Origin of the sequence: Parabacteroides gordonii MS-1 = DSM 23371, from assembly GCF_000969825.1 — a bacterium.
Classification (GTDB): domain Bacteria; phylum Bacteroidota; class Bacteroidia; order Bacteroidales; family Tannerellaceae; genus Parabacteroides; species Parabacteroides gordonii.
Genome location: NZ_KQ033919.1, coordinates 3,727,363 through 3,745,653, shown reverse-complemented (window position 1 = coordinate 3,745,653; position 18,291 = coordinate 3,727,363). Strand labels below are relative to the sequence as shown.

10 protein-coding genes are annotated in these 18,291 nt (G+C 44.8%); all 10 read right to left on the bottom strand.

Annotated elements, in window-relative coordinates; genetic code table 11:
- Positions 1-2: 2 nt before the first annotated feature.
- Positions 3-2,447: a beta-galactosidase GalA gene (gene galA, locus HMPREF1536_RS14155; RefSeq protein ID WP_028729566.1), complete on the bottom strand. Its 2,445-nt coding sequence runs from the start codon at positions 2,445-2,447 to the stop codon at positions 3-5.
- 28 nt (positions 2,448-2,475) lie between these two features.
- Entirely contained in the window at positions 2,476-4,212 is a 1,737-nt protein-coding gene (locus HMPREF1536_RS14150; protein WP_028729565.1) for a discoidin domain-containing protein, read from the bottom strand.
- 246 nt (positions 4,213-4,458) lie between these two features.
- Complete coding sequence (locus HMPREF1536_RS14145; RefSeq protein ID WP_028729564.1) at positions 4,459-6,732, bottom strand: hypothetical protein; 2,274 nt, start codon at positions 6,730-6,732, stop codon at positions 4,459-4,461.
- Between the two features lie 11 nt (positions 6,733-6,743).
- Entirely contained in the window at positions 6,744-9,008 is a 2,265-nt protein-coding gene (locus HMPREF1536_RS14140; RefSeq protein ID WP_225607932.1) for a hypothetical protein, read from the bottom strand.
- A gap of 55 nt (positions 9,009-9,063) precedes the next feature.
- Positions 9,064-11,745 carry a glycoside hydrolase family 38 N-terminal domain-containing protein gene (locus HMPREF1536_RS14135; protein WP_028729563.1) on the bottom strand — a complete coding sequence of 894 codons (2,682 nt, stop codon included), beginning with the start codon at positions 11,743-11,745 and terminating at the stop codon, positions 9,064-9,066.
- A gap of 5 nt (positions 11,746-11,750) precedes the next feature.
- Positions 11,751-12,158: a cupin domain-containing protein gene (locus HMPREF1536_RS14130; protein ID WP_028729562.1), complete on the bottom strand. Its 408-nt coding sequence runs from the start codon at positions 12,156-12,158 to the stop codon at positions 11,751-11,753.
- A gap of 8 nt (positions 12,159-12,166) precedes the next feature.
- Positions 12,167-13,234, bottom strand: coding sequence for a uroporphyrinogen decarboxylase family protein (locus HMPREF1536_RS14125; RefSeq protein WP_028729561.1), 1,068 nt, complete (start codon positions 13,232-13,234; stop codon positions 12,167-12,169).
- Positions 13,235-13,325: 91 nt separating this feature from the next.
- Positions 13,326-13,919 carry a hypothetical protein gene (locus HMPREF1536_RS14120; RefSeq protein ID WP_147337509.1) on the bottom strand — a complete coding sequence of 198 codons (594 nt, stop codon included), beginning with the start codon at positions 13,917-13,919 and terminating at the stop codon, positions 13,326-13,328.
- Positions 13,920-14,010: 91 nt separating this feature from the next.
- Positions 14,011-15,906, bottom strand: a complete 1,896-nt coding sequence (locus HMPREF1536_RS14115) for a right-handed parallel beta-helix repeat-containing protein (RefSeq protein WP_052349909.1) — start codon at positions 15,904-15,906, stop codon at positions 14,011-14,013.
- 99 nt (positions 15,907-16,005) lie between these two features.
- A complete protein-coding gene (locus HMPREF1536_RS14110; protein WP_052349908.1) occupies positions 16,006-18,282 on the bottom strand; it encodes a glycosyl hydrolase family 95 catalytic domain-containing protein in 2,277 nt (758 codons plus the stop codon).
- Positions 18,283-18,291: the final 9 nt, after the last annotated feature.

The following is an 18,291-nucleotide window of genomic DNA, read 5'->3' as shown; positions in this document are numbered from 1 at the left end:
TTTTATTTGGTTACTTCTACAATAATCTTGCTCTCTTTCAACCCATCCGATACAGCAGTCAATTCGATAGGTTGTCCGGAACAGTCACTGGTGACAAGTACCTGGACATAGCCGTTAAAAGCATTCCGGTGTACATCGCTGCCGGCAGGGAAGACATCCGGTTCCTGACTACAAGGATTACCATTACCCACTCCCAGAATTTTGCCGTTACGGACATCGAAGTGAATTCCGTTTTCAGCAGTAGGCACTACACGTCCTTTGGCATCCAATACTTTAACGGTTATGATTGCCACGTCGTTACCATCACCTTGGATAGAAGAACCGTTTTCACTGACCAGTTGCAGAGAAGCCGGCTTTCCGGTAGTTTCCACCAACTCGGTGTATTTCTTTCCGTTCTTCTTCCCTTTGGCCAACAGCTTACCCGAGGTATATTTAACACGCCAAGCAGGAATATCAAACTTTTCAACCGTCTTTTTGCCCAGGCTTTTACCATTCAGGAACAATTCCACCTCATCCATATTGGTATACAGATGTACATCGACCGAATCCGTACCGATTCCATTCCAATGCGGAAGCACGTGCAACACCGGTTCTTCCGTCCACCAAGCCTTGTAATACCAGAATGCATCTTTCGGGAAACCGCAATAGTCTAATATTCCGAAATGAGAAACTACACCCGGCCAGAAATGCAACTGCGCCTCGCCTCCATAATCGAACCCGGTCCATACGAAAGCACCGGCAACAAACTTGCGTGCATCGACATAACGCATCCATTCTTGTGCACGTGCTCCCCATCCCGGAACATCACGGTCGTAAGCCTGGTGGAAACCTTTCTTTGCATCAGTCTCATAAATACCACGCGTCATCACCGTACTTGCCTCTTCGGTGAAGATACAAGGTAGGTTCGGAAACTTTTCATGTACGGCATCGATATTGCCTATTTTATAATAATTAGAACCTTGTACATCTACGGCATAGGTAAAACCTTCCCCCCAACTACCGTTCATGGCTGCCGTACACGGACGAGTAGGATCCAGTTTGCGCTGGACGGCTTTCATGCGCTCAACAATCATACGCCCCTTCTCTGTTCCCTGTATGGCAGGCTCTTCGTTTCCCAAACACCAAATGATAACAGACGGATGATTCCTGTCGCGGCGAATGATTGTCTTCAGCTGGCTCAGACCTTCATCACTGGAGCTCAATACACGCAGTTCATCCATGACCAGCATACCCAGCGTGTCGCAAGCATTCAAGACAGATTCCGTCGGAGGATTATGGGAGGCGCGGTATGCATTTACTCCATACTCTTTCAGACGGGCGATTCGCCACGCATTCAGCTGGTCCGGAACAGCAATCCCCACACCGGCATGGTCTTGGTGGCAGCATACCCCCTGAATCTGTACTCGTTCGCCATTGAGGAAGAAACCTTCGTTGGCATCGAAACGAATGTCACGGATACCGAAAGAGGTATCGTAGCTATCGACAACTGCCCCATCCAACAAAATATCAGTATGCAACGTATAAAGCGTCGGAGTCTTCAACGACCATAAGTCAACCTGCCGTACATCCATGTATGTTTCCACCTCTTTCGTTTCCAACGAGGGTAAGGTAAGGGTTGTACCAGACTTGTTTACTTCTTTCCCTTGACAGTCGATTATACTGTTTTGCACAATAAGATCAACCGATTTACCACTTTGGTTCGTCACTTCTATCTGTGCCTTCACACGGGCTTCCTTCTTTTGCAGATCCACTTCGCTGGTGACAAACGTCCCCCATTGCGGGATATGCACGGGAGCCGTGCGGGTCAACCATACATTCCGATAGATACCGGCACCTTCGTACGACCATAATTCGGAATGAGTAGCGTCTACACGGACGGAGATCACATTTTCCGCATCCTTTTCATAATTCAGGCATTCCGTTACATCGAAGACCAAAGGCACATAACCGCTCTCACCGCGTCCTAAATAGACACCGTTCATCCATACCTGTGCATCACGGAAGATACCTTCAAACTCCAGCGTATATCGGTCCCCTTTTACCAATTCGGGAGTAAACCGTTTCCGATACCAGCCCACACTGTTTTCGGGTGCACGTCCGCCCAACTTGCGGTATCCTTTCATCTTGAATTGCTCTTGGCTATATCCCAAAGCCATCCCCCAGTCATGAGGCAAAGAGATCTTCTCCCACTTGCTGTCGTCAAACCGTTGCGTATGAGGAATAGCCAAACGTGATTCCTGGTCTGCATCCAACATAGTCGACTCCTGTAAAAAGGCAATCTTAGAGAACGACAATGCCTGCCCATAATTAAAATCCTTATTCGGATCGGCCGCATGCCCTTTAGCAAAAAGCCAATCCTGATTCAACAACTCTTTCTCCCGCTGTGACTGGGCACCCAGCCAAAAGCAGGGGAGTAATAACATCACTGTAAAAATCAATCTTTTCATTTCTCTGATCTATTGTTTCTTAAATGTATTAACGGCATACCTCCACCTGCTCGGTCCGGGTGATGCCATTCTCGTTATAAGTATCTATCGTGAAATAGTAAGTTACTCCATTATTTAAACTACCGATTTCCAGCCGGGTATCTCCCATCACTTGGAAATTTGAATATAGTTTATCTTTAGCGATACCATAGCGGACAATATATCCTTGTGCATGCGGAACTTCATTCCATGTCAGCACCGCTTTACAACCGTCTGTTTCATCACGTCGTACATCAAACTCATTCACCGGGCGCGGCTTACTACCCTGGCCTTTACCAAAGATTCTCAAATCGCGGACAGACAAGTTGGAAGATACGGTATACGCCTTATTCTGTAATTTAATGTACCGGGCTTTGAAGGGTTCTTCAAATTCTATATAGTCGTGGGGAGCATCCGTCTTCTTTGTGCTATAATCCACCACTGTCGACCAGTCTTCTCCATTGGCCGATGCATAGATTATATAACTCTGGTATACACGGGGCACATATCCTTTCTGATCTGCACCGTATTCATCAAAATTAACCTGAATGGCATGGACAGATGAAAGTTGTTGCAGGTCTACCTGTAACCATTCGGTATCGTTGTTCGACTTCGCAACCCAGGATGTGCGTGAATCCTCATCCACGCTGTTTTCTGCCGGATAACCATCCAGCGAGGAAGATGCAGTTATTGTCTTCTTATAAGAAAGTAACATCCAACCGGGTTGATCCATCCCGGAAGTTTGTTCCTTGCCTCCGGGTAAGTACATCGGATAGTCTCCCAGGTAAGTATTTGTGAACATATAACCGTCTTTATCGAAGCCGGCCGGGAAGAAAGAAATCCTCCGTTCGAACATATGCCTGACAGAGATAGAGTTTGTTGCCGCTTTCCAGTAATTTTCATTACCGACGGTAAACAGGCAACCATGTCCGGCTCCTCCTATAAATCCGGTCGGTTTATAAGAGACCGGGCTATTTTCCATATAGGTAAAAGGGCCTGAAGGCGAGGTACTGACATATACTCCGTCCGCATACGATTTCCATTCCGTTCCCGGAGCAGCATATTGTAAATAATATTTACCCTGATGGGCTGTCATCCAGGCTCCTTCGATATAAGGACGACGAGGGAGTTCATTCAATTCGCCGGTTCGTTCCCAGCCCCTGTTTTCCTTATCGCTATTAAAACAGTCGATAATCCCGGATCTTGCATCCAACGTATTCAGATCCAGCACTTGCATACGGATCGGATCGACCGGGGAACAGCCATGATACATATACAGGTTGTCTCCCTCCACATAAAAGGCAGGATCCCAATACGACAAAATTTCCTTCACAGGCTCCCACTCACCTTTTTCGGGCTGGGATGAACGGTACAGCATCCCTTTTCCATGTGTGGAGCCGACATAATACAGGTAGTCATTATGTACAAAAAGACCCGGTGCATAATCCTCTATCGGCAGGACGGAATCGGTTATAAAAACATGTTTCCAATCTGTAAAATCATCCGAATACCAATAACCGGACGATTTGGATGCAAACAGGTAAAATTTGTCTTTGAAGGGAACAACAACAGGGTCAGCAGCTTCACGAATACCCTCACCTCCATCTATTTTCATAAAACGGTAATTCAGGTTAACCGGATTACAAAAAGTTTTAGGAGACTGGGAGATCTTTGCTTTGATCGGATAGGAACCCTGACAACTGATCAATAAAGGAGCAATCATAAAGGTTAGCAATAAACTTTTCATACTTCTTGTATAAATTAAGTCTTATTATTATGTTTTCCAAGTATCTATGAGCGCAAATATACAGACTATCAATTATATAAACAAGAATTTAGTCTATATTTACTGTATACACAACAATATCTATTTCAAAGAAAATAAAACTACTGTGCTAAATACAATAGCACTACTGTGTTAGTAGTTATGGCACAGTAGTGTTACCACATCTGACACAATAGTGCTACCATACTTAGCACAGTAGTATTACTTCTAATAGCCTGCGGCCCGGTGCAGCGGATATGATTCTACTATCTTTCCGTCGACAAGCCTATGTAGTATCCAGCTGTTACCATCTTCTTTTGCTTCCAACCGCCAGTCGTAAGACGGGTCACGCAACAGTTTCTTGATCTCACGGGGGAAAGCGTCGGCATGGCGGGCATCCTCCCAGGTACGGATTGCCTGGAATATCTGTTCTTTCTGCGGACAACTTTCCACGTCTTTCTGGTTGATAGCCAAAAAGTAAGTAGCTCCGTAGCCAACCGATATGGCTTGTACATGCTCATATTGTTCGACGGTAGAGGTGTCCTTTATGGCAAAGTTTCCTCCGAAAGAAACCGGGTAGTAATTGGAATAAGTGACATCGCGCAAGTCTTTTCCCTGACTGGTAGCACTTCCCCATTCGCGGGTATCGATGTCATAGAGGTTACGGCCGCCTCCTACATTCCATACACTCTGGTAATGCCATGAACCTTCCGACAAGGTAGCACCGGAAAAACGGATATAGGGAACTCCCAACTCTTTTGCCCGTTCGAACATTTTCCGGAAGAAACGTTTAGCCGAATAGTACCCGTGACCATTATTGAACAGAAATTCCTGCCCGTCAAAGTCATACAGGGTCACTCCACAATGATAAGCAACATCGGCATAATATTCAGCAATCTTATCCTGAAGGGCCAGATTCGGGATGATACCTTCGTAGCCGTAATTGATGGTCACCTGTAATTTGTAGACTGTATCATTAGCCTTATGCGCAGCCGGTTTAGTTCCCCAATATCCCCTGGTTACATTCTTCAAGGTATAAGGAGCTGTTTCAGATACACCCAGGTAATGGATCAATTCACCGCCTATCTTTACCATATTCAAATCTTTACAATGTCCTTCCCAACTGGCTATTTCTTCCAGATAAGCAGGATCGTCCACGATAATAACGGTATCTTCGGGAGAGAGATCTTTCATCAATAAGCGTTTCTGCTGGTAACACAAGCTGTCGCTCGGGAAAGGGCTGGCATCCATCGTACCCGGTGCCAGCGAGTTTGTTATATTGACACGTCCTAACATGATACCTTTCTCTGCCGCCATGTCGGCAAATTCACGGTGGGATTTGTTACCCGAATTGAAACGGAAAGGTTTCTTTTCCTGATTCCTTCCGTCCAGATAACCTTCATTGGCACGATCGGGACGCAGGAAACCCTGGTCGTAGGCATGGATAGCCGGAAAACCTAACTTTGCCGTATAGGAAATGATACTGTCGTACTGGTTTCCGCTGGTCATTACATCGGGCGAATAGGCGGCCGGATCTTTTATCCATTTACCGTTTACGGTAGGATAAGGCAAACCTTCCGACAGAACGATATTCTGTATCACATCCATCAGGGCCGTACTGTCAGGACTCCCCCAAAGGGCAACGGAAGAACCTATAAAATTGACACCCGGTATGGGTTCCACATCTATATGATTAGGAATATTAGCCGGCATATTCGGGATAAGAGAATAAAATACCTGTCTCTTTTTCGCACGGTCGCGCGAATGATAATTCAGAAAGATACGTCCCAGGCTGTCTACCATAGCAGCATTACCGTACATAATACGGTAATAGGGTTCTTTATTGGCATAGAAAGCTACATCGCTAACTCCGTCACCACCCAGAGAAAACACCTGTCCTTCATGCAAATGATCCGGCAAAGGAAAACGTTTGGCATCAGGCGTATGGATTATATATTGAAACGGCGCTGCATCTCCTTCGAGATCGGATGTCCCGCCCAGCGTATTATCATCCAGGGCAAGCATACCGATACTATAATTGACCACATCGCTGGTATCACGGGCAACACCTATTATTTCACCTAAAAGATTGGTGATATTGGTATAATAGGAGCCCCATTGAATGCCGTCTATACCGTTTCGGGGTTCCAGGCTGTTTAAGGTCAGTCTGAAATATTTACCGGTAGGTTGTAAGGCTACGGTTGCCACCGAACCGTTCGGGTATTCGAGAGTAAAACAATCTGTGTCTGCATTATAAGTAGCCTTTTGAGGAGTATAATACACATTCTTTTCACTATCGTACAACGACATCAGCGGAGAGGGCTTATCGGCAGGACTGAACTCACGGTTCGGAGACACAGTCGTATTCTTCATACTTGTGATATATCCCTTGTTGTTAATACCGATACTGAAGTAGTCGGTCTGGAAATCCCATGTCTTTTCGGTCGTACAGCTGAATAGGATCATAGATGCAGTCAGGAAAGAGAAACTTTTCTTATACATAATTATTTTAATTAATTTGTTTTCAATTTATAGTTCACCGTCTTGCCTGCTTTCACCGTCACCTTATCTTTCCATTGCAGGAAAGCGTTATCCCCCAGGGGCAGGAAAGCCTGTTCGGCATTCTCGGCAAAGATCGTCACAGTGGCGTCATAGACGGTAGGGTTAGTTATTTGTATGACCATCTGCTTGTTGCCGTGCTTCACAACCTTTGCCTCTACATGGTCGAAGATATACAACGAACCAAGGTCGGTACGGACATAAATCCCGGGAATTTCCAAGGCCATCAGTGCACCGTTTGTCTCGTTCCAGCCTGTCTGACCGCCATCGCCACGTGAGCCACGGCTATCGGCGTCACAATAGGTCAGTCGCTCCGTAATTTTTCCATTCGGCTGAATACCTTCGGCATGCGCATGGATTACATCACGTAGCAGTTCGGCATACGAAACATCACCGGTCGAACGATATAGCTTGAACAGGGCATCACCGGACTGGGTACAGAAACCGGGAGCACCATGTTTATTCTGCGTGCTGGCCCATACGGCTCCGGTCAGGTTAGCTCCCAACTTTGCCAACGGAGTATTTTCCGGTAAACGGTAAGGGAAAGAGACTGTCCATGTGGCACACAAGTTAGCCAGGTCAGCCGATCGTTTCAGATATTCATCTGCTCCTGTCACTTCATAAAGGGTCATAAGGGAAGTTGTCAGAGCAATAACCGTTTCCGAATCGGCATTCTGAAGAATATCCCCGCAACCGCCCGAAGTAAACCCGACCAAGGCAAAGTTTGCATAATAATCGATTGCTGCTTCCTGCGCAACTTGCAGATAAAGCGGATTGTCAAAATAAACAGAGGATAAGGCCAGGCCTGCTACTGCCATAGCACCACTTGTCGTATTGTAAACGGCAATATCGCCGGATTCTACGTCCAGGTAATTACCCCATGTCTCATGTTTTTTCCAGGTATTGACAAAGGCATCCGCCAACAAACGCACATTGGTTTCCCATTCCGGATCAATAGCATTTGCCTTACCCTGCGTTTTCAGCAGCATAAACTGTTTAACCATCCAGTATAGGATATCCCCGTTCTTGCGGGTCAGTCCGACTCCCGGATTATTGGCTGCGGCATCCCGGTAAAGGACTTTTCCGTCCGCTCCCAGCACATCATAATAATAACCGCTTTTCCCTTTGGCACGCGGCAAGGCGAAATCGAATGTATTCTTTACTTTCTGCAAATGCTCCGCATCACCCAGAGCCAGTATCGGATAGGTATTCATCAAACCACCGATCCAGCCATACGACATCCAATTGGCATTCTCCGGACAATAGTATTGCCATTGGTCACCAATATAATAGCGGTCATCGATATTCTTCACCATGCGGGTCAATACTTCACTCATCGGCATCAGGTTACGGGGGGCTTCTCCCTGGATATGCGACTTACGTTCTTTCATAAAACGGGCCAACAGTTCGGGAACATCTTTACAGGGAAAAATGACTTCCGTTACCCGGATAACGATCTGATCGCCTTTTTCTACCTGTATCCCCCGATCGGGGCTTTTACTGAAACCGATAAATTCGGGTTTGCGTTCACGTACTCCCGGGGCACTGATTATAAATGAAGCCACACTTCTGTCAGGAGTTTCCTCCACAATCAGGGCATGATCCAGAACCTGGTTATTCCAATCGATTCCCTGGTCGGTCAACAGGAATGTACCTTTTTGTTTCGCCCGGTCCAGGATAGTGATAGCCGGAGTGGCCGTATTACTTACATTCACCTCCAGACGGGAATTGGCTCCATACTCAGGGGATAATTGAGGGATAGGGTTTGAGGTCAATGCCAGGTCTTTCCGGCGATAGTCCGTTTTGTCCAGTCCGGTTGCATATTCACGGTTGACAATACGCTGCCGGTTTCCGTTATATACGGAGGAAGGAATCATAACGTAATTATCGCTCGTCCAACCGTATTGATCAAAAGCCACTGCCACTCCGGCATCTTTCATATCCCGTTTGGCGGTAAAGGTGAAAGTATATGTTTTTCCCTCATTTACAACAGTTTGTTCCATACGGACATCCCAACCTGCAGTTGCACTTATCTCTCTACTTTGTTTCAATTCTGCTTCATTATATGTACACTCCAATAAACGGATACATTTATTCTCATTCTTTATTTCCGGGAGCCACGAAGCCTGTGCAGCAGCAACTGCATGCCCCTCCGGAAAAGATACAAAAAAGACAAACAATGCAACAATCAATTTACTTTTCGAATAAGAGTTCTTCATGTCTTCTAATATAAAAATTAAGAGCAAAAGTCTTTGGGGTATCTTTAAGATCCTATCAGAATTTCACCTTATAAGTTTCAATTGCGTATTTTCCTAGAGTGATATCTTGAACCGGCTCCAGTTCCTCTTCAATCAGATTCGTACGGATTACAGCTTTAGGTTGCACGCCCATTTGTAAACCTACTTTTTCTTCATTAGCCGAACAATTATACATACGAATAATCAGGCTATTGTCATCCTCGCATTTTTTCAGTGCCGTGATTTTCACATTCGGATTGTTTACGAATACGAAAGAATATTCCTCCGGCAAAGAAGCCTTTTGGAAACGCTCCGGATTGTAAACGGCGACCAGAGGAGTATTGGCAGAAACTCCGAATTCTTCCCTGGCCTTATCGCCTGCCGGATGCGAAGTTAACGAGAAATGATAAGAATGGTCTCCCGGTTGGAAAAAATCATTTCCTTTATCATGGCAACTTCTTCGGGAAGCCAATAAGATCGGTTGCAAAACCGGATAGTCGACCGGATCGTTAGTCGGATCGATATAATCGGCAACAGCCACGGAAGAGGATAAAGTTAGCGCACAGTTTTCTCCCGCTGCACTTAACCAGTTGCCAATACCACGCGGATGCTGTTTGCTGTTTTCCACATAATAACGTTCGCCGGCAGCTCCCGGTAACTCGTCTTTTCCGACAGTCAACGCACCGAAAGGTACTTCGTAAGAAACGGCCGATTGTTTGAAAGCGACAGGCCACATCAAACGATATTCACGAAACATGACACCCTCCCAGTTCAGCAGATCAACATCCATATCAATCTTCTTAACCTGATGATAAACCCGTAAGGTCTGTTCAATCACGGCATTACGGATCGGAGTACGCATCTTATAAGAGGTAAAAACCGGACCATTCTCTACCAGTTCCCAGGCAACGGCATGGTTGGATGTCTTATCGAATCCTTCCATATCCGGCTGTTGTACGGCATCGAACTCACCGGCTCCGTTGCCGTAAGAATGCATGGTTATCACTTCACCACCTAAAAATTTCTCCGTATTCAATAAAGGACATCCGGTTGCTTTGTCGTAAATCTGCCGGATGCCGCCATCTACCAGCTCGATTGAATAATAGAAATTCTCCACCAAGGTCGTTTTCCGTGCTTCCGTCAGTTTTTCCATTCCCGCCGGATTCAGATAATAGGTTTTCAATCCCATTGAGGGCATATCAGCGGCAGTAAAGGTAAGACGAGCCTTCTTGATGGAACCATCGCTATAATAGCAAACATCGGACAATTGAGATGCTATATTTTTCCCATGACTATCCTTCAGCTGCAAATACCGGGCATATCCCGGCTGAAAAGCAACATCGACCTGCACGGGAGCAGTTCTGCCGAAAGACAAATTATTAAAGACAACGATCGGATTCCCTTTTTCATTAGAAGTCTTCACAGAAGAGGCCAGATAAAAAGCTTGCTGATCTACGATCTGTTCAGCTCGTGACAAAGCGAATTCATATTTTCGAAGAAAAGTATTGTCCGTCATAACTCCTCCGTTGCCGCCCCATCCATGATCCGGATAGATTTTAGCCTCCCAGGCTTCCTCCAATTCCCGGGACGGATACCGTTCAAATGAGCCGCGAACCATCGCCGAATAAGATGACATTTTCTCTGCATCGGGTAATAAGACATCACCGGCACGGCTGGCAGTCAACGCTTTTTCATGCGAAGGTCCATGAATATATAACCAGACATTCGGACGCTCTCCCTGAACAACCGGCAACGCAGAAGTAGAATGATCCAACGTCTTGAAGAAATCGTCCGCCGTTGCATATTTAAATGAAGGCAAAGATACTTTTGTCTTTTTACCGGTTTCTTCATTTTTTATATAACGAATCCGATTCCATTTATCCATCAATACAGGACAATTTTCAACCGGCTTCCTATCCCACGACAACTCGTAATTCAACATGGCCGGCATCACGGTCGGCACCTTTTTCACATCGTTATATTTAGTATACCATAAGATGGATTCCTTACCGATTTCTTTAATAGCCGCTGTATCTTCTTTTCCCAATACATTGTAAAAATAAATATAATGTCCCGGCGTATATGTCCTGACTTTCGAACCGTCGGGTGACTGCCAGTAGAACAACCCTCTTTCGTGACGACTGATAATCAGGTTGTCGATACCTGCCTTCTTCATTATCTGCGGCATTTGCAACGTGCGCCCCGGTACATCTACATTAAAATAGGACAACGGAGCATAACCGTCAAAATTCTTTTTCAACCAACGACTTCCAAGGTAAAACTGCCGGGCCAATGATTCTCCCGAATACATTTCTTCATAAGGCTGAATAAAAGTACCTCCCACACAAATGCGCCCTTCTTTCATATATTTAGCAAACAAGGGCTGTGTCTCCGGATGACGATGAATATATTCTTTCAGAATAGATGTTTGCTCTATATCCATCCTGAAATTGGGATCATCGGCCAGACGTTTCAGAAACGGAGTAAGCCAAAGCGTATCCCGGTCTGCTATACAGGCATCAAGATGGTTCAGCCAGGCCAGATCCTGGTGCGTCGTGGTGAACACATAAATATTTCCCCGGCTTAACGGCGAATCCGACAAATTCTTCAAAAGTCCATATGATTCATTGTCACATGAATAAGTATCGTTCAGTAGTTGCGCCTTAACAGATAAGGACGACAAAACACATAAAACAGTGAGTACAATTCCTTTTTTCATCGTGGTTACTTTAATACGTCTTCAATTATTGCATACAAACGATTCCTTTGCAAAGGAGTCAAATCCAAATAGGCACAATCCTGTTTATGAGTATCCGATTTTTCAACAATAATGATTTCAACCTCCGGATCCATAGCGATATTGTGCCAGGTTCCTGCCGGAATATTATAAGTGACTCCCGGCTTCATTTTTACACATTCAAAATGAACATCTTTATCGTCAGGTTTTGCCGCTATCAATACAGCCTCCCCTTTAAACAGAATAAAGACTTCATCCGTAGCCCGGTGAACTTCGATCTGGTCGATATCTGCCAAACCGTGTTTTGCCACATGATTCAATTGGGCAACCTGCCACCCTTCCCTGATAAGAAACGGATTATATCCTTCCTTATCGTGATAATATGTTTCTATCATCTCTTCACCTATTGATTCTGTAAACGCATAATTTCCTCATAAGATCCGTATTTACGGGCAGCTGCAATAAAGGCTTCAAAGTTCTCCGCAGGCGTGTTTCTTCCCATAGCACACCCGGAACTGATAATATGGCTTCTACCTCCCGTAGCTTCCACCAGTTTCTTTACTGCGGCATCCACTTCAGCCGGCGTGCCATGTACCAGCGGGAAGCTGGGATCGACATTCCCCATCAGGATTGTCTCCATCGGGACAAGTTTACGTGCCTCTTCCATATCAAGCTTCCAGTCGACTTCCAGAATCCGTGCTCCGGTCTTTCCCATATCCCCGATGATGGCATTCGTATTACCACAGATATGAAGGGACAAAGGTATTCCGTAGGACTGCACCTCCTCCGTCATTTTCTTTTCGGGTTCCAGAGCAAACTGACGATACATATCCGGCGAAATCAGGTTCGGACCAGCCAGAGCATCACCAATAGAGGTGGCATGGGCTCCGGCATCTTTCTGAGCTTTGGCAAAAAGGACACTTGCCTGCCGGCAATACTCGATCACATCGGCTATTAATTTAGGATCTTCCGTCAGCAGGTCCATCATAAATTGAGTAGTGCCCCTTAACATACAAGCAATACTGAATGGTCCTTGATCGGCACGTCCCATGATAAAGACATGATCGCCGATAGCATCGACCAAGGTGCGAGTGGCTTCAAGCCATTCGTTCAGACGCCCTGACTTTAATGGATCCGGCAAAGACAAATCGTAAATATCACGCAAGTTCTTCAGCACAGGTTGTTCTTCATCGACCGTTGCCGGTTCATCTTCCCGGAAAATCACCTTCGCTCCGATCGCTTCGGCAATCGAGGCATCATCGAAATCGATCACACAACCGTCGTATCCATATTTTTCCTGAGACAAGATATGTGCCTGTGCCATCTTCCGTCCGTTCTTGTTCACATCGCTGATTTTCAACCCGGCTGTTTCGACAGCATACATAAAACTTTGAGGTATCACAGGAAGCATATCAGGTACTTCTCCATTCAGAACAGCCATACAACGCTGTAAAGATGTCATTTCTTTCATAATCGTTCTATTTATATAAATATATCATTTACCTCAGATGAATCAGTTGATATACCTTACTCTTATTTTCTTGTGTTTTCATGGAATTAATCTATATTACAAATTCTACAGGAGTATCTTCCCATGTCAGTCCGTAATCTTTAGAGATCCGGAAACCGACAAACGGGCCTAAAGTACCCCAGTTATATCCGCTGGGGTATCCATCCAGGCAATAAGTTCCATAATACCAAATGCCATTGTGCACCAAACTGCCACACGGATAGCGTCCGCCATAAGGAGCCGCCGAACCGGTCGTGGCTCCCAATGGGATTACTTTCAAATTTAACGGGTCATTCCCTACGATTTTGGCCTGACCGGTCATAGCCTTCGGCCCCGTCGCAGAAAAGACCAGTTTCCATATACCCCACGTACCATCTGTAAAAGGCGAATACAACGTATCGTTCGAAGCCCATGAAGGATACCAGGTATCCGCTGCCGTATAACTTACGGACTGTCCTTTAAACTCTGCAGCCACCAAATCTGAAGATTGCCCGACAGGCGGCGTCTCCGGGATTTCATGAGGCCAGAGATAAGGGCCCCACGGACGAGATTCCGGCTTGATCACTTTTGTCTGATAAGATGTTTGTGCCAGCAAAACAGCCTGACACAATACACCACCTAAAAAAACAACCCATTTTCGTTTCATGGCATCAATCTTTAATTTACTATTAGACTCATTGCTAGATATAAGCCATCCAGTCATTAGGTAAAATTGGTTTCGAGCAACACATAAATTATTATTTTAGATTAGGCCATACTTTTATTCGTTTAGAAGAAGGTACATTTTCTATCGGTCCCACAATCGGAGAGGCAGAACGGTCATTGCCGAAAAAGTCTTTCTCTAACTTGAAGGGAGTTCCATCAGGGTTCTCAAACGGGAATCCTGTCAACTGCGTAATACCAAGACGATCCGCATCTATACTCTTTCCTTTAAAAGAAGATAACTCCTGCAAACTGATGTCGCTTACCAGATACACCTCACCTTCAGGGGTTTCCTCTACTCTTAATTTGGGGTTGACTGTTTTCTCCACCCAATCCTGCGTCTTATTCGTCATCGGAAGAGAACCGTTCAGGAACAGATTATTCTCTGCATAAATAGGACGTTGTGACACATCAAATACGATCATACCATATTTTAACTTACTGTTGTCACCTCCAATAAAGATATTATTAAAGAAACGATGGTCACCTTCTGTAATAGTCCGTATCCCTTTCACCTCGGTTGAATGGTTCAAATGATATGGAGTGTAACGTTGGTCGTCCAAACGGTTGATGTCCCCTGAAAAGAGATTATGCAAGTATGCTCCACCATCTGTGTTTTCCTGTATTGTGCGAGGTGAAAGAGAGATGTTGTTATCTACTACATAAGGTCCATGAGACACTTCGAAAAACAAATCCTGTATCAGATTATTGTATAACAGATTGGATGATACCCGTGCACCTTGCGCCATCCAATCCAACCAGATTCCATACTGTCCGGTTTTATGAATCCGGTTATGATGAATATAAGTATCTATAGCACCATGCAATTTGATACCCGCCATTTCGGCTCCGCCAAATTGTTGCTTTACCAGAATATTGTAGATATGATTTCCGTAAATTTCGCTGAACGCTGCCCCCATACTACCACAGATACCGGTTTGCTCACAATCAGAAATGATGTTATTCCGAACGATATGAGATCCTACATTGTCCTTACTCCATCCACGACGTAGAGTGTTAAATATAACTTCTACATAATGTAATGTACCATCGAGGCGTTTGTCGTTACATTCCAGATTATGCCCACTGCTTCTCTCTTTACCTAAAGTAATACCGTTGGCACGGGAATTCTTAATGACATTATTCTCAATAATCCATCCTTTACACCAATGAGTAGCGATCATACCAACCTGCTCGGCTGTAGGAGCAGCCCACTGTGTGGCAGCTTGACTAACGTGAAAACCGCGAATCGTGATATAATCCAATCCCTCGCGTGTCGGATAAAAACAAGTGGGACGAACTGAAACCTCTACCGTTTCCTTATTCGGATCGACAGTACCAAAATTCGCATAAATGGTTGTATTATCCGCATCTACTTCTGCAAACCATACATTCGTACAGCCCTGTGGATCACGAATCGTACGGAGCGTATCCGGTGCAAACACCTTATCCAGACTGAATTCTTCATAAAGCGAAACATCGTTCAAATACACATCTCCCGTATGATGAATCCGTTCAGACCAAAGCCAGTCGCCATACAAACGGTCATTAAACGGATTGTAATTACCAAAGAATGAGTTAGGCAATATCACCTTCCATACCCCTTTCGCTTTCTTTTCTTTTTTCCAGTTTGTGACTAACTCAGAGCCTTTAATCTCCGCTTTTTCACCTTCAGCTACTCGATACAGGATACGTTTACCTTCCCGTTCCCCTCCACTCAACGGATTTACCCATTCACGGTAAGTCCCATCATGTACTGTAACCGTATCTCCCGGCAAAGCTTGCTGGGCAGCCCTATTGATCGTTTTGAATGGAGAAGAAATATCTCCGTTATCAGCATCACTTCCTTTTACTGAGACATGGTATTCTTTAGCAGATAAAACATTTCCACATAAACAGAATATCGAGATTAAGCATAGTACTTTTTTCATGGTTTGAATATTATAAACTATTACACTGATTTAATCACACAAATATAGAAGCAGCTACTCCTATTAAAAATAGCAAATAGCTGCTTATTTCGTGGATTATTATTGCTCCTTTCGGGGAGTAAACCGATAAATTGTCCCCGGAGTCGTTGAAATCTCCAGATATTCTCCGGACATCTCCGTTTGTTTTCCATTGCTATCGACCAAGACATTCATTAATGGCCAGGGATTCTGCAAACACAATTTTCGCCCTTGTTCGCTTTCGATTGTAACCGATGGTATCACTCCGTCCTTCAACTCGGAAGAGACCAGAAAGGCACCTTCTGTCCTCAGATGATAGAATTTAGCATCTTTATCTTTCGGCCAAACAGCAAAGACTCGTATAATATTCTGGTTCCCCATGCATAACATTTGATTGATAGTATTGGGTACTGTACTCCAGTTCTCGATACCATGCGGATTTTGAAATTGAAATCCATTCGGATAAGTATGACGGGAGTATTCATTCAGATGAGCCAGAATACTATCCGGATCATATCCAATCCGGACGGCTGCCGGAAAGAAACTGTTGCTACCATTGAAGTCTATCCAGCGTTGCATTTCCGTAATTGTGTTATGGGCTATCTGCAATAAAGACGAATCACTGGCAAGACCGATCTGGCCGGCCGGATAAATATGCTGAATACCTAACGTATTATCTCCCCACCAATCTACTCCGTTCTCTGTATAGCGAAAGACTGTCTTTCCATTCCGTTCCTGATAGGAGTAATCGGAAAGATGCTCATAAACATCACGCCACTTTGCCTGACGATCCATATCTATTTGCAGGAAGTCACTCATATCGATAGCCGTGTTCATCACCAGACGAACGAGTCCAAGAGACAAGATCGGATTTTTTGTTCCGATTGTTCCTTCATGGATTGCATCATTATAGATGACATAGCGATCTCCTTCTTTCTGCAGATAGTTCTCCCAGAAGGTAGCAACTCCTTTGACAAACGGATAAAGTTCATTAGCAATTTCTTTATCCCAGGTATGATAAAAATACATCGCCATATTTATGACAGCGTAAGCCGAATTACTTTTCTGTCCCATAAAGAATCCCTCATCTTCAACTTCACCGTGGTCGATCCAGCCTTTAAAATAAGTATCCATAAAAAGAGAACGACGAGTCGTTTCAATCCCCAATGGTCCGGCCCCTACAGGAAGTAAAATACCGCCGGGGATACCTGTAACTTTTTCTGAGTAATAATTACCACGCGGTATCTGAGCTAACATCGATTGGATATAGGGGACAGCCTGTTCTAACCGGTTTGCCTGAAAAAGTGCATAATAAGGAGCCATATGGTTATAATTCAAATGATAGTCTCCATTCCAGAAAGGCCATTCCTGTGTAATCCAGGTTCCAAAAATAGAAGGAGGAAAAAGTTCGTCACGACTACAAGAACCCGTGCCATAGAGAGAAACATAATATTGCTTTTCTATTATACTATCGGGAATACTGACATAAGATTTCTCCCAATAAGTATGCCACCAATCCTTATGCCGCTGTTCCGCTTGCTCTAAACTTTTAAGGGAACAGCCCGATATTGTGCGAAGTACCTCTGCCTGACAATTTTCACTTTTAAAATTACTGGAAAAGGCGCAAACAATATGTACCGGCTGACCGTTTTTCAGCGTAAACGTATTATCCCGGCTTTCCTTTACATCCATAGCAACCGCAGCACATGTCTGTATATCGACCGAGTCTTCGAAAGCGCGAGATATGTAGTAAACACCTTCACTCGTTTCTCCTTCTTTCCTGATGTCGGGGAAAACACGCTCCAAAGGCGGTTTATTCAGCATTTCCTTTTCCCCGAGAAGAGATAAGTTGACCTGTCCCTGAAGGGTAGTATCCCCTTCCAAAGTCAGTTCTAAAACGAGTAAATCATCTGAGGCACCGACATAAGTTTTATAGCGGACAGTATAACCGGGTTGTGTGAAACAGCCGGTCGTAATGGCATCATAAAGCGATTGTTCCACCTGATAACCTGCTCCTTTTAAAGCCGGGACAGATAATTCGACCTTTCCCAGGACACAGGGATACGATTCGTCCAGCGCAGATTTCAGACGCCAGAAATCATTCCGGGCCAGATAAAAAGTCTGTGCCTCCGGTTCTCCGGCAATAGTCACTCCGGTATATCCGTTCCCCATTAGAGGAGCGTCCACTGAGGAGCGGGCAGGAATACGCCGTGGCGGAGCGGTAAAATGCACGGTATGTTTACCTACAATATCTGCTACTTCATCTGATAGTTGTTCTTTATTTCCACCACATGAAAGAAAAAAAGAACTCATCAGTACCCAATAAAAAAGTCCCCGGGAACAGGTCTTTCTACACATATCTTACAA

Excerpts from the sequence above, each read along its gene's own strand:
- galA (WP_028729566.1), bottom strand. The coding sequence starts at position 2,447 with ATGAAAAGATTGATTTTTACAGTGATGTTATTACTCCCCTGCTTTTGG.
- HMPREF1536_RS14150 (WP_028729565.1), bottom strand. The coding sequence starts at position 4,212 with ATGAAAAGTTTATTGCTAACCTTTATGATTGCTCCTTTATTGATCAGT.
- HMPREF1536_RS14145 (WP_028729564.1), bottom strand. The coding sequence starts at position 6,732 with ATGTATAAGAAAAGTTTCTCTTTCCTGACTGCATCTATGATCCTATTC.
- HMPREF1536_RS14140 (WP_225607932.1), bottom strand. The coding sequence starts at position 9,008 with ATGAAGAACTCTTATTCGAAAAGTAAATTGATTGTTGCATTGTTTGTC.
- HMPREF1536_RS14135 (WP_028729563.1), bottom strand. The coding sequence starts at position 11,745 with ATGAAAAAAGGAATTGTACTCACTGTTTTATGTGTTTTGTCGTCCTTA.
- HMPREF1536_RS14130 (WP_028729562.1), bottom strand. The coding sequence starts at position 12,158 with ATGATAGAAACATATTATCACGATAAGGAAGGATATAATCCGTTTCTT.
- HMPREF1536_RS14125 (WP_028729561.1), bottom strand. The coding sequence starts at position 13,234 with ATGAAAGAAATGACATCTTTACAGCGTTGTATGGCTGTTCTGAATGGA.
- HMPREF1536_RS14120 (WP_147337509.1), bottom strand. The coding sequence starts at position 13,919 with ATGAAACGAAAATGGGTTGTTTTTTTAGGTGGTGTATTGTGTCAGGCT.
- HMPREF1536_RS14115 (WP_052349909.1), bottom strand. The coding sequence starts at position 15,906 with ATGAAAAAAGTACTATGCTTAATCTCGATATTCTGTTTATGTGGAAAT.
- HMPREF1536_RS14110 (WP_052349908.1), bottom strand. The coding sequence starts at position 18,282 with ATGTGTAGAAAGACCTGTTCCCGGGGACTTTTTTATTGGGTACTGATG.